Origin of the sequence: Novosphingobium sp. 1529 (assembly GCF_040544855.1) — a bacterium.
Classification (GTDB): domain Bacteria; phylum Pseudomonadota; class Alphaproteobacteria; order Sphingomonadales; family Sphingomonadaceae; genus Novosphingobium; species Novosphingobium capsulatum.
Genome location: NZ_JBEPKW010000004.1, coordinates 176,116 through 189,177 on the forward strand (window position 1 = coordinate 176,116; position 13,062 = coordinate 189,177).

Genomic DNA, 13,062 nt, shown 5'->3' on the forward strand with positions numbered 1-13,062 from the left:
GATTCATCGCTAACCGTGATCGCATTACGCTTTCGTGGCGGTAACGATCCAGGCGGCGGCGGAGAACGTGACTTTGCCATCACGGGTGTGCGCGGCGATCACGTCGCGCAGCCGCTGCTCGATCCCGGCGCGGTCAGCCTCCGCTGCCTGGCGCAGGGCCGAGGCGGCCGGCCCGATGCGGCGGAACAGGGTCAGGGCCTGCTCGGCGGCATCGGGCCCCTCGCCTGCCAGATAGGCGAAATCGTGGGGCGTGAAGGCTAGGTCTGTCCAGCCCGCCAGCATGGCCCGCACATGATCGGGATCGGCAAAGGCAAACGGGCCGGGGGAACGCGGATCAGCAGGCTGTGCGGGCGGCGGCACCAAACCGGCCATGGCGCTGGCCCAGGCGTTTTCAGCCGGGGCGCGAAAGCACGAGAACACCAGCCGCGCCCCCGGCGCCGCCACGGCGGCCAGATGGGCAAAGGCGGCGGGCGGATCGGCAAAGAACATCACGCCATGGCGCGAGACGAGCAGATCGGGCGTGAAAGCAGGATCCTGCCATTGGCTGGCATCGGCGATGGCAAAGCGCACATTGGCGCGGCCGGCCCCACGCTGCTGCGCGGCAGCGATGAGATCAGCCGACAGGTCGATCCCGCATACCGCGCCCTTGGGTCTGGCAGCGGCCAGCGACAAGGCCAGTTCGCCCGCACCGCAACCGATGTCGAGCACCCGATGGCCGGGCATGGCAGCGATCGTTGCCAGCAAGGCCGGCGTCAGTTGCGCAAAGGTGCGATCGGTGCGCTGCCATTCTTCTGCCCAGGCGCGGCCGACGCCGCCCTGCCAATCCATCGCCTGTGTCATGCTGCCGGTATAAACGATCGCCGCGAGCTTGGCGACAGCGGCGCTTGCGTCACGCCCTGATCCTGGCGTTGTAGCCGGGATGAAAGACTTTGCCTGGCCAAAACGCCAGCGGCGCGCCATTCACCTGGAACGACGCGCCGGGAGCAAGGAACGGCAGGGCGTGGCGCGGCAGCCTGCCGCCATCGCGCCCTGCGGATCAGATCAACGCCTGATCAGATATCGTCATCGGCGTCAGGGCCGGCCATCAGGCCTTCGGCCACCTGCTCGGTCCGGCCACGGATCGCCGCTTCCAGGCGATCGCGCAGTTCGGTGTTTTCGCGCAGGAAGTTCTTGGCGTTTTCACGACCCTGGCCGATGCGCACCGAGTCATAGCTGAACCATGCGCCCGACTTTTCAACCAGGCCGGCCTTGACGCCCAGATCGAGGATTTCCCCGATCTTGGAGATGCCTTCGCCATACATGATGTCGAATTCGACCTGCTTGAACGGCGGGGCGACCTTGTTCTTGACGACCTTCACCCGAGTGGTGTTGCCGGTGATTTCGTCGCGATCCTTGATCTGGCCGGTGCGGCGGATATCGAGACGGCACGAAGCATAGAACTTGAGCGCGTTGCCGCCGGTGGTGGTTTCCGGGTTGCCGTACATCACGCCGATCTTCATGCGCACCTGGTTGATGAAGATCACCATGCAGCGCGAACGGCTGATCGAACCGGTCAGCTTGCGCAGCGCCTGGCTCATCAGGCGGGCCTGGAGGCCGACGTGGCTGTCGCCCATTTCGCCTTCGATTTCGGCGCGGGGCACCAGCGCGGCGACCGAGTCCACCACGAGGATGTCGATCGCGTTGGAGCGCACCAGCGTATCGACGATTTCCAGCGCCTGCTCGCCGGTGTCGGGCTGCGAGACGATCAGTTCATCGATGTTGACGCCCAGCTTCTTGGCATAGACCGGATCGAGCGCGTGTTCGGCGTCAACGAAAGCCGCGGTGCCGCCGGTCTTCTGGGCCTCGGCAATGGCGTGCAGCGCCAGGGTGGTCTTGCCAGAGCTTTCCGGGCCATAGATTTCGATGATGCGGCCGCGCGGCAGGCCGCCGATGCCCAGCGCGATGTCCAGCCCGAGCGAGCCGGTGGAAATCGCTTCCACCTGCATCGTCTCCTTGGAGCCCAGCTTCATCACCGAGCCCTTGCCGAATGCGCGGTCGATCTGGGCCAGTGCGGCGTCCAGCGCCTTCTGACGATCCATGTCCTTTTCTTTGCCTTCCTGAATGAGCTTGAGCTGCGCCGCCATGGCTGCTTCCCCTTGCCTAGAGATGGCTGACACGAACCGTCAACACGCAGAACAATGTACTTATTCTGTTCCAATGGAACAAGAGGGGAACGAAAAATTCTCTCCAGAGCGGAGACAATTCCCGCTGCGCACTGGAAACATGGGGATTTTCGAGCGCTTTTTCAAGCTGGGCGGCGGCGCAAACCCTGCGCAGCCTGGCATTTTAACGGTATGGGAAAATGCTGCCATCGTGGCGGGATTGGCGACTCAGCGGGCCTATCGACCCGCCCCTCCGTCAGGCCTGCGGCCTGCCACCTCCCCACATGGTGGGGAGGATTTTGCAGGTCCTCCCCACATCGTGGGGAGGGGAACCGCCCGCGCAGCGGGTGGTGGAGGGGCAATCACTCCCCACGCAGCACCTGTTCCACCGCCGCCACGATCTGCGCCACCGAAAACGGCTTGGCCAGAAAATGCATGTTGGGGATGTCGATCTCGCGGCGGAGCTGCTCCTCGGCATAGCCTGACATGAACAGCACCGGCAGATCGGGCTTAACCCGGCGAATCTCGCGCGCCATGGCCGGCCCGTCCATCGAGGGCATGACCACGTCGGACACCACCAGGTCGATATCCCCGCCAACCGCCATGATGCGTGACAGCGCTTCCAGGCCGTCCTCGCCATCGGCCGCCGTGGTCACCTCATAGCCCTGGCGGACCAGCGCCCGTTCGGCCACGGCGCGCACGGTGTCCTCGTCCTCTACCAAGAGCACGCGCCCGCCGCCGGTCCATTGCGTGCGGCGCGTCTCGCCCTTGGGCTTGGCCGCCTCAGCCACCTCGGCCGGATCGGGCACATGCACCGGCAGGTAGATGGTAAAGCGCGTGCCCTTGCCCACCTCGCTATCGGCAAAGATGAAGCCGCCCGATTGCTTGACGATGCCATAGACGGTGGAAAGGCCAAGGCCGGTGCCCTTGCCCTTTTCCTTGGTGGTGAAGAACGGTTCGAAGATCTTGCCGATCTGCGAGGGCTTGATGCCGTGCCCGGTGTCTTCCACCACCAGCGCGGTATAGTCTGCCACGGGCAGGATTTCGCTTTTCATCGCCCGCACGTCATTGGCGCTCACCCGCCGCGTGGCGATGCGCAGCGTGCCGCCGGTCTTGGTATCGGCGCCGTTGGCGGTCATCGCATCGCGGGCATTGACGGCAAGGTTGAGCAACACCTGCTCCAGCTGCACCGGATCGGCGCGGACCAGGCCCAGATCGCGATCGTGGGTCACGTCGAGCTGGATCTTCTCGCCCAACAGGCGCTTGAGCAGGGTGGAAACCTCGGCCACCACATCGGGCAGTTGCAGCACTTCGGGGCGCAGCGTCTGCTGGCGCGAAAAGGCCAGCAATTGCCGGGTGAGCGAGGCAGCGCGGTTGGAATTGGCCTTGATCTGCTGGATATCGTCGTAATCGCTGTCGCCCGGCGTGTGGCGCATCAGGATCAGATCGCAATAGCCGATGATCGCGGTAAGCACGTTGTTGAAATCGTGCGCCACGCCGCCGGCCAGCTGGCCCACTGCCTGCATCTTGGTGGCCTGGGCAATCTCGCGCTTGAGGCGGGCTTCCTCGGTCGAATCCTTGAGGCTGAGCAGCACGGCGCCTTCACCCATGCCGCGCACGCCGGCGAGGCTGAGCGAAACCGGCTCTTCGGGCGAGGCGCGCAGGCGCACCGCCACGTCGCCCGCCGTGGGCGCGCCCTGGGTATAGCGGCGGACGGCATCGGCCAGCGCGCCCTTGTCCTCGCGGATCACCAGGTCGGAGGGATAGGGCGGCGGCACGGTATCGTCATGGCCGGCGGCGCGCAGGAACGCACGATTGGCAAAGAGGAAGCGGCCATCGCGATCGGTCATGGCCAGGCCCAGCGGCAGGCGCGAAAGCAGCGCCTCGACCTGCGGCAGCCCGGCGCGGGCATCACCCAGCGCGCCGTCGTTGTCGATGATCAGGAACAGCGAAGGCACCCGCGCCGGATCGGTGCTCGCCACGCCATCGGGATCGGCGATCGGCACGTGGACAAAGCGCACCGGCGTGCCCCGCGCGCCTTCGCGGGCATAGAAGATGCGTTCGGCATCATCGGCACGGAACCACGCGACGAAATCGCTGCCCCCCACCTGCGCACCTTCCCCGCCAGCGCGGGTGGCAAAGGCGCGGTTGGCGGCGCGCACCAGGCCATCGGGCATGACCACGGCCGCCTGGATGCCTTCGCGCGCCAGAGCACGGCCGAGCTTTCCGGCCACGTGCCCGGCCGTGTCGGCCACCAGGTCTGCCTGTTCGAGGGGAATGAACCGGCACACCAGGTGATCCTGCCCACGCCCGGCGCGCAGCAGTTCTGCCCGCCAGCGTCCCTTGGCCGAGCTGACTTCACCAATCTGGGCCCGGCCATCGCGCCAGGCGGCGCGCACCGCGCCATCGAGCGCTTCGATGGCAGGCCCATCGAGCGGCAGGCGCGGCGGCGCGACATGGCCAAACCACTCCGCAAAGCGGCTGTTGGCGCAGGCCAGGCGGCCGGCACGATCGAGGATCGCCAGCGCTTCATCGGGCCGCTCGATCGCGGCAAAGGTCACCGACCAGTCGGGCGCGGCCGGTGCAGTCTCTCCACGTGCGGGAACGAAGCGCAGCAGCAGGCGCGCCATCAAGGCCAGCACGGCAATGCCCACCAGGTAGGCTGCGGCCAGCACGGCATCGCCCGCCAGCAGCCACAGCAGCGCAGCCCCGGCCAGTGCGGCGGCAGCCACCCAGGCCGCATCGCGCCGCCATGCCGGGCCCTTGCCAGCGGCGTGCGGCGCCCCGGACAGATTGTTGCCCCCGTCGATATCGCCCGCTGCGGCCGGCACGCTTGCTCCCTTCACCATGACAGGCAGCATGGGCCGCCCGCCCCCCTTTATTGCTCCACCCGCATCGCCAGGCGCGTGCGCCGCTTGTGCACCGTCCACCAGCGCCAGGCAAATGCAGCGATGACATAGCCCAGCGCGGCCGCCACCACCGAGATCACGAACAACCCGAAAATCAACGCCGGGGCAGCATCCGACAGCAGCCAGCCGGTCCATTCCGCCACACTGGCGCCGCGTTCGAACAGGGCCATGAACGTGGCGACATCGGCATGAAAGCCGAACCAATTGCCTAGCGCCAGCGAGGCAGCGATGAACAGTGGCGTTGTCGCCGGATTGGACAGGAACGTCATCCCCGCCGCGATCGGGACATTGCCCCGGAATGGCAGGCACATCGCCGCAGCGCCGGCGATCTGCACCCCGGGGATCATCGCAAAGATGCCGACGAGCAGCCCGATCGCCACGCCGCGCGGCACCGAGCGGCGGGTAAAGCGCCACAGCTCGGCCCGCGCTGCCAGCCGACCGGTCAGGCGGTTGCGCTCCATCTGCTCGCGCGTGGGCATCGAAGCGCGAACCATCGCGGCAATCTTCTGGCGCATTGAAACGGCGATTCCCAAGGGTTGGTGACGCAAAGTCGGTGAAACCGCGGCCCGCCGGCCGCAAGTGCCACCATGCACCCGTTCAGCTTGCCAAGCGATGAAGCCGATCGTGCATCTGGCCCAGCATCATCAGCTGTGTTCGCGCATGATCCGCGCCTTGTCGCGCTGCCAATCGCGCTCCTTGATCGTGGCGCGCTTGTCGGCCGCGTTCTTGCCCTTGGCCAGGGCGAGTTCCACCTTGGCCCGGCCGCGCCCGTTGAAATAGATCGACAGGGGCACCAGCGTCATGCCCTTGCGCTCCACCGCGCCGTGGAACTTGGCGATCTCGCGTTCCTTGAGCAGCAGCTTGCGCGGGCGCTTGGGCTCGTGGTTGAAGCGGTTGCCGTGGCTGAATTCGGGCACGTTGGAATTGACCAGCCAGACCTCGCCGTTCTTCACCTCGGCATAGGATTCGGCGATCGATCCCTCGCCAAAACGGAGCGATTTCACTTCGGTGCCGGTGAGCGCGATCCCCGCCTCGTACACGTCTTCGACGAAATACTCGAACCGCGCGCGGCGGTTTTCGGCGACGATCTTCTTCTTGTCGAATGCGAGGGGTGTGGGTCTTGCCATGATGCCTGCCCATGTAGGATGGTATTGCCGGCATGGAAAGCGCCCGAGCATGCGGAATTTGCAAGTGGCTCTCCGATAATCGGCACACCGCGGTGGGAACCGCTCTTGCCAGTTTCACGTTGGCGCCACACACTCGCTTCATAGTGCAGTGCACAAGCCGGCATCATCCCCTTCACTGGGTGCACGACAGGCCGGGTGCAGGACGGGAATGACCATGGCTGATGCCACGCGCGAAAGATGTGTTCTGGTGCTTCAGGGCGGCGGAGCGCTGGGCGCCTACCAAGCCGGCGTGTTCGAGGCGCTGGCCAGCAATGGCTATAGCCCCGATTGGGTGGCCGGCATTTCGATCGGTGCGGTCAATGCCGCGCTGATTGCCGGCAATCCGCCCGAACGCCGGGTGCGCAACCTGCGCGCGTTCTGGGAACAGGCCAGCTCGCGCATTCCGTTCAAATCGCCGTTCGCCGATGGTTGGGGACGCCGCCTGTTCAACGAATGGGCCGCAGCATCGGTGGCGCTGACCGGCATTCCCGGCTTTTTCACCCCGCGCACCACCCCATCGTGGCTGGCCCTGCCCGGATCGCCGGAATCGATCAGCCTTTACGATACCAGCCCCTTGCGCAAGACGCTGCTGGAACTGGTGGATTTCGATCTGATCAACAGTGGCAAGGTGCGTTTCAGCGTGGGCGCGGTAAACGTGCTCAACGGCAACTTCGCCTATTTCGACAACCGCGACCGCCTGATCGAGCCCGAGCACATCATGGCCAGCGGCGCGCTGCCCCCCGGCTTTCCGCCAGTGATGATCGATGGCGATCCTTATTGGGACGGGGGCCTGGTTTCCAACACCCCGTTGCAATTCGTGCTGGACGAGCGCGCGCGCGAGGCTGACCGCCACGATCCGGCCCGCGCCCAGGCGGCCCGCGATCCCGTGCTGGTATTTCAGGTCGATCTGTTTTCCGCCCACGGCATGATGCCACGCAGCCTGGCCGAGACCGCGCAGCGCGAGAAGGACATCCGCTTTTCCAGCCGCACCCGGCTCAACACCGACATGCAGAAGCGGATCGAAGCCCTCGAGGCAGCCGCCGCACGTCTCGCTGAACGGCTGCCACCCGAATTTTCCGACGATGCCGACCTCGCCACGTTGACCGCCCATGCCCAGGACGGGCCGGTAACGATCCTGCACCTGATCAACCGCAGCGAGGATTATGAAACGCAGAACAAGGACTATGAGTTTTCACGCATGACCGCGACCGGCCACTGGGAAAATGGCCGGCGCGATGTCGAGCGTTCATTTGCCAGCCCGCGCTGGAAAAACCGCAAGCGGCCACAGCGCGGCATCGTCACGCTCGATCTGGCCTGATCCACCCGATTTTTACGCTTCCTGCTTGGGGACCGACCACGGCCCATGGCCAAACACCCTGGAGAGTGAAACCATGAATCTCGACAACAAGATCGCCATCGTCACCGGTGCTGCCAGCGGGATCGGCCTGGCCATTGCCAAGCGCTATGCCGCCGCCGGTGGCCGCGTGGCGATTGCCGATCTCAAGCTCGACGCGGCGCAGGCTGCGGCCGATGGCATCAATGCCGATCACCCCGGCGCCGCCATGGCCGTGGAAATGGACGTGACCAGCGAAGACCAGGTCAACGCCGGCGTGGCCAAGGTGGTGGACGCGTGGGGTGGCGTGGACATTCTGGTGTCGAACGCGGGTATCCAGATCGTCAACCCGGTGGAAAACTTCGCCTTTGCCGACTGGAAAAAGATGCTGGCGATCCATCTCGATGGCGCCTTCCTGACGAGCAAGGCCGTGTTGCCGCACATGTATGCCAAGGGCAGCGGCGCAATCCTGTTCATGGGCTCGGTCCATTCCAAGGAAGCCTCGCCGCTCAAGAGCGCCTATGTCACGGCCAAGCACGGCCTCGAGGGCCTGGCGCGCACCATCGCCAAGGAAGGCGGCAAGAAGGGCGTGCGCAGCAACCTGATCTGCCCCGGATTCGTGCGCACGCCTTTGGTGGACAAGCAGATTCCAGAGCAGGCCAAGGAGCTGGGCATCAGCGAGGACGAGGTGATCAAGAACGTCATGCTCGGCCAGACGGTGGATGGCGAATTTACGACGGTGGACGATATCGCCGAAGTGGCGCTGTTCTTTGCCGCATTCCCCACCAACGCGCTCACCGGCCAGTCGCTGGTAGCCAGCCACGGCTGGTTCATGAACTAGGGCACGCGGTATTTGGAACAGGGCGGGCTGCGAACGGCCGCTTTCTGTGCTTCCGGTCCTCACGTGCCAAAAGCACGCTGCGGGCCGGTTCTCGAAAGCATCCATTCTCGCTCCCCCCTGTTCCAAATCCCACGCACCCTGGGCAATCGCGCATGCCCCGTCGCCCCGTTTGCCTTGCGATCTGCCCCCCTCCCTGTTAGGCGCGCCCCGTCTTTTTGGTTGTCGCGTCTTTCAGTTTGAGGAGTGCCCCGCCCATGTCCGAGATCAAGCGTGTCGTCCTGGCCTATTCGGGCGGGCTCGATACCTCCGTCATCCTCAAGTGGCTGCAGGTGGAATACGGCTGCGAAGTCGTGACCTTCACCGCCGATCTCGGCCAGGGCGAGGAACTCGAACCGGCCCGCGCCAAGGCCGAACTGATGGGCGTGAAGCCCGAGCACATCTATATCGACGACCTGCGCGAGGAATTCGTGCGCGATTTCGTCTTCCCGATGATGCGCGCCAATGCCCGCTATGAAGGCGATTACCTGCTCGGCACCTCGATTGCGCGGCCGCTGATTTCCAAGCGCCTGATCGAGATCGCCCGCGAAACCGGTGCTGATGCCGTGGCCCATGGCGCCACCGGCAAGGGCAACGACCAGGTGCGGTTCGAGCTTTCGGCCTATGCGCTGGAGCCGGGCATCAAGGTGATCGCGCCGTGGCGCGAATGGGATCTGACCAGCCGCACCGCGCTGATCGCTTGGGCTGAAAAGCACCAGATTCCAGTGCCCAAGGACAAGCGCGGCGAAAGCCCGTTCTCGACCGATGCCAACCTGCTGCACACCTCGTCGGAAGGCAAGGTGCTGGAAGATCCGTGGCAGGAAGTGCCCGACTATGTCTATTCGCGCACGGTCAACCCGGAAGATGCGCCCAACGTGCCGGAATACATCACCATCGATTTCACCAAGGGCGATGGCGTGGCGCTCAATGGCGAGGCGATGAGCCCGGCCAGCCTGCTCACCGCGCTCAACGAACTGGGCCGCAAGCACGGCATCGGCCGCCTCGATCTGGTGGAAAACCGCTTCGTCGGCATGAAGAGCCGCGGCATGTATGAAACCCCGGGCGGCACGATCTATGCGGTGGCGCATCGCGGCATCGAATCGATCACGCTCGATCGCGGCGCGGCGCACCTCAAGGACGAGTTGATGCCCAAGTATGCCGAGCTGATCTACAACGGCTTCTGGTTCTCGCCCGAGCGCGAAATGCTCCAGGCCGCGATCGACCACAGCCAGGCCAAGGTAAACGGCACCGTCCGCCTCAAGCTGTACAAGGGCATGGCCTCGGTCGTCGGCCGCCAGTCGCCCGACAGCCTCTATTCCGAACGCCACGTGACGTTCGAAGACGATGCTGGCGCCTATGACCAGAAGGATGCGGCCGGCTTCATCAAGCTCAACGCGCTGCGCCTGCGCCTGCTCGCGCAGCAGGGCCGCTAAAGCCAGAACCCAGGCAGGCGCCGGGGCCATCGTGCCCCGCGCCTGCCACGCGGCCTAGCCGATCAGGCCAGGCCAGCCAGCCATTCTCCGATCATCGCCCGTCCGGCCTGCACCGCGCCGGGGCCGTGGGCATCATGGGCGTGCCGCAACGTGGCCTGGGTATGGCCAGCAGCGGCGACATCATCGGGCGATTGCGCCAGCCAGGCGTCAAAGCGCGGATCCTCGCCCATCTCGGCATGAAATTGCAGCGCCAGCAGATTGCGCCCCCGACGAAACGCCTGATGCGGATAGACATGGCTTGAAGCCAGAAGCTCGGCATGCGGCGGCAGGGTGAACGTGTCGCCATGCCAGTGCAGCACCGGCACGCCGGCAACATGGCGCAGCGGGCTGTCGGCCACATGCACCTGCACGGGATGAAACCCCACCTCACGCGCATGACCGCGATAGACATCGGCGCCCAGCGCCGCCGCAATCATCTGCGCGCCAAAGCACACGCCCAGCGTCGGCAGGTCCGCGGCCAGGCGCAGCGCCAGGCGGCGCATCTGGCAGCGGATCCAGGGATGCTCGATCTGGTCATAGATGCCCATCGGCCCGCCCATCATGATCAGCAGATCAGGCTCGCGCAGGTCGAGCGACGGGAACGCGGGATCGCACACGTCGATGCGATCCACTTGGTAACCGGCATCCTCGATCGGCTGGCGATAGCCGGCCACCCCTTCGTAGGGCACGTGGCGGATGATGAGCGCGGACTTCATGGGGCCTTATCGTGATCAATCGGTTGCAGGCCGGCAAGCGGGCCCATGCGGTTTTCTACAGCCGCGTGGCTGAACATAAGGCAGCATTCAAAGGCCCAGCCGGCGAAAGAATTCTTCCGCCGTGCTGGGCCGCTCGCCATCCGGCCGCGCCAGCCCCAGCGTGCCCCACGAAGGATGGGGCAGCGGTGCATTGGCGCGGAGGGGGGCCGGACGGCGGGAAATCGGGCGGGCGTTCAAACGGGACATCGTCGCATTCTCCTTTTCACAGGGCCGAACACGAACCTGGCCACATGGCCTCGCTTTCGTGCGCTTTAGCTGTTGGTGACGCGGAGCAAGCTGGCAGGATCAAAAGCCGCGACCGGACGGAGCCGATGCACCTTCTCTACCGTTTCAGTTGATAAAGGTCATTCGAGAAAAGCTGAAGGCCACCAAAGATTTCCTTGAGCGCCCAAGAAGAAGGCCCGCCGTGCGCCGCTGTGGCGCCCGACGGGCCAGCCTTTCCTCCCCAGGAAAAGCGAAGTCGTGGTCTTCCTCGTGTCAGCGCGGGCTCAACGGCCCATGGCGCTGCCGAGGCGATGATAGAGATGCGAGAACTTCACCGATTCGGGCTTGTCCTCGATAGCCTTGAGGTAGTGCAGCACAGCCTCGCGGATCAGCTTGAAGTCCTCAGTCGAGAGGACTGCACGGGCACGGGCAGGTTCAGCCATTGTCCTTCTCCTTCACTTGGTCGTTGAACGGTTGGGCGGTGGCGGCCCATTCCCCCGCCCGACCTCGCTGCAAGCTAGGCTCTGGGAGGTCGGGTGGGGGAGTGGGCCGGTGCCGCCCCATCCCGGCGTGCCGGGATGGCAAAGTTACGCCGCGAACTGGTTCATGGTGTTGTGTGCGCCACCGGCCTTGAGCGCGGCGTCGCGGGCAAAGTATTCCTTGTGATCGTCGCCGATGTCCGAACCCGCCATGGCCTGGTGCTTGACGCAGGCAATGCCCTGGCGGATTTCCTGGCGCTGCACGCCCTTGACGTAGCCCAGCATGCCCGCCTCGCCGAAGTATTCCTTGGCCAGGTTGTCGGTGCTGAGCGCGGCCGTGTGATAAGTCGGCAGCGTGATCAGGTGGTGGAAGATGCCGGCTTCGCGGGCGGCATCGCGCTGGAAGGTGCGGATGCGCTCGTCGGCCTCTGCCGCCAATTCGGTTTCGTCATAGTCCACGCTCATCAGCCGCGCCCGGTCAAAGCCGCTCACGTCCTTGCCTTCCGCGGCCCAGGCATCGAACACCTGCTGGCGGAAATTGAGCGTCCAGTTGAAGCTGGGCGAGTTGTTGTAAACCAGCTTGGCATTGGGGATCACCTCGCGGATGCGCGAGACCATCCCGCCGATCTGGCCGATGTGCGGCTTTTCGGTTTCGATCCACAAAAGGTCAGCGCCGTTCTGCAGGCTGGTGATGCAATCCAGCACGCAGCGATCCTCGCCGGTTCCAGGGCGGAACTGATAGAGGTTCGACGGCAGGCGCTTGGGCTTCATCAGTTGCCCATCGCGGGTGATCAGCACGTCGCCATGGCCGATCTTGGCCGGATCGACCGGCTCGCAGTCGAGGAAGGCGTTATACTGGTCGCCAATGTCGCCAGCCTCGCGGGTGAAGGCGATCTGCTTGGTCAGGCCAGCACCGAGCGAGTCGGTACGGGCGACGATCACGCCATCGTCCACGCCCAGTTCGAGGAACGCATAGCGCACCGCACGGATCTTCGCGATGAAGTCTTCATGCGGCACGGTGACCTTGCCGTCCTGGTGGCCGCACTGCTTTTCATCGGAAACCTGGTTTTCGATCTGGATGCAGCAGGCGCCCGCCTCGATGAACTTCTTGGCCAGCAGATAGGTTGCCTCGGCATTGCCGAACCCGGCGTCGATATCGGCAACGATCGGCACGATGTGCGTTTCGTAGGTGTCGATATCGTGCTGGATCTTGGCGGCCTTGACCTGGTCACCGGCATTGCGCGCGGCATCCAGATCGCGGAACAGCTGGTTCAACTCGCGCGCATCGGCCTGGCGCAGGAAGGTGTAGAGTTCCTCGATCAGCGCGGCAACGCTGGTCTTTTCGTGCATCGACTGGTCGGGCAGCGGGCCGAACTCGCTGCGCAGCGCCGCAACCATCCAGCCCGACAGGTAAAGGTAGCGGCCCTTGGTGGTGCCGAAATGCTTCTTGATGGAAATCATCTTCTGCTGGCCGATGAAGCCGTGCCAGCACCCCAGCGACTGGGTGTAGTTGGCCGGATCGGCATCATAGGCAGCCATGTCGCGGCGCATGATGCCGGCAGTGTAGCGCGCGATGTCGAGCCCGGTGCGGAAGCGGTTCTGCAGGCGCATGCGCGCCACGCTTTCGGCGGCAATGCCATCCCAGTGGGTGTTCGGCGTGATCGTGCGATCTGCCTCGATGATCGATTGCTGGTACGTCATGGCA

Annotated in this window: 12 protein-coding genes; 3 read left to right on the forward strand and 9 right to left on the reverse strand. The window is 65.0% G+C overall.

Features of this window, described 5'->3' with window-relative positions:
- Positions 1-24 precede the first annotated feature (24 nt).
- The 5 genes from ABIC78_RS11095 to smpB all read right to left on the reverse strand — a co-directional run bounded on the left by ABIC78_RS11095 (position 25) and on the right by smpB (position 6,177).
- Entirely contained in the window at positions 25-840 is an 816-nt protein-coding gene (locus ABIC78_RS11095) for a class I SAM-dependent methyltransferase (protein ID WP_354489669.1), read from the reverse strand.
- A 212-nt stretch (positions 841-1,052) separates the two neighbouring features.
- A complete protein-coding gene (gene recA, locus ABIC78_RS11100) occupies positions 1,053-2,123 on the reverse strand; it encodes a recombinase RecA (RefSeq protein ID WP_022678432.1) in 1,071 nt (356 codons plus the stop codon).
- 380 nt (positions 2,124-2,503) lie between these two features.
- Positions 2,504-5,002 carry a hybrid sensor histidine kinase/response regulator gene (locus ABIC78_RS11105; RefSeq protein ID WP_354489672.1) on the reverse strand — a complete coding sequence of 833 codons (2,499 nt, stop codon included), beginning with the start codon at positions 5,000-5,002 and terminating at the stop codon, positions 2,504-2,506.
- A 17-nt stretch (positions 5,003-5,019) separates the two neighbouring features.
- Positions 5,020-5,565: a DUF2062 domain-containing protein gene (locus ABIC78_RS11110; protein WP_169048194.1), complete on the reverse strand. Its 546-nt coding sequence runs from the start codon at positions 5,563-5,565 to the stop codon at positions 5,020-5,022.
- Positions 5,566-5,694: 129 nt separating this feature from the next.
- Positions 5,695-6,177 carry an SsrA-binding protein SmpB gene (gene smpB, locus ABIC78_RS11115; RefSeq protein WP_107717820.1) on the reverse strand — a complete coding sequence of 161 codons (483 nt, stop codon included), beginning with the start codon at positions 6,175-6,177 and terminating at the stop codon, positions 5,695-5,697.
- Positions 6,178-6,391: 214 nt separating this feature from the next.
- Between smpB and ABIC78_RS11120 the strand changes: the two genes are divergently transcribed.
- The 3 genes from ABIC78_RS11120 (at position 6,392) to ABIC78_RS11130 (ending at position 9,859) form a co-directional block, all read left to right on the forward strand.
- The gene (locus ABIC78_RS11120; protein WP_354489674.1) at positions 6,392-7,534 is read left to right on the forward strand and encodes a patatin-like phospholipase family protein; all 1,143 of its coding nucleotides are present in this window, start codon (positions 6,392-6,394) and stop codon (positions 7,532-7,534) included.
- Between the two features lie 73 nt (positions 7,535-7,607).
- Entirely contained in the window at positions 7,608-8,390 is a 783-nt protein-coding gene (locus ABIC78_RS11125) for a 3-hydroxybutyrate dehydrogenase (RefSeq protein ID WP_062781696.1), read from the forward strand.
- A gap of 254 nt (positions 8,391-8,644) precedes the next feature.
- Positions 8,645-9,859: an argininosuccinate synthase gene (locus ABIC78_RS11130; RefSeq protein WP_354489677.1), complete on the forward strand. Its 1,215-nt coding sequence runs from the start codon at positions 8,645-8,647 to the stop codon at positions 9,857-9,859.
- 62 nt (positions 9,860-9,921) lie between these two features.
- Here the strand turns inward: ABIC78_RS11130 and ABIC78_RS11135 are convergent, their stop codons facing one another.
- From ABIC78_RS11135 to ABIC78_RS11150, 4 genes are all read right to left on the reverse strand, one after another.
- Positions 9,922-10,614 carry a glutamine amidotransferase gene (locus tag ABIC78_RS11135; RefSeq protein WP_354489679.1) on the reverse strand — a complete coding sequence of 231 codons (693 nt, stop codon included), beginning with the start codon at positions 10,612-10,614 and terminating at the stop codon, positions 9,922-9,924.
- Positions 10,615-10,701: 87 nt separating this feature from the next.
- On the reverse strand, positions 10,702-10,860 hold the full coding sequence (locus tag ABIC78_RS11140; protein ID WP_156306574.1) for a hypothetical protein: 159 nt from the start codon (positions 10,858-10,860) through the stop codon (positions 10,702-10,704).
- A gap of 302 nt (positions 10,861-11,162) precedes the next feature.
- On the reverse strand, positions 11,163-11,321 hold the full coding sequence (locus ABIC78_RS11145) for a hypothetical protein (RefSeq protein ID WP_022678438.1): 159 nt from the start codon (positions 11,319-11,321) through the stop codon (positions 11,163-11,165).
- Positions 11,322-11,465: 144 nt separating this feature from the next.
- Positions 11,466-13,058, reverse strand: a complete 1,593-nt coding sequence (locus ABIC78_RS11150) for an isocitrate lyase (protein ID WP_107717826.1) — start codon at positions 13,056-13,058, stop codon at positions 11,466-11,468.
- Positions 13,059-13,062: the final 4 nt, after the last annotated feature.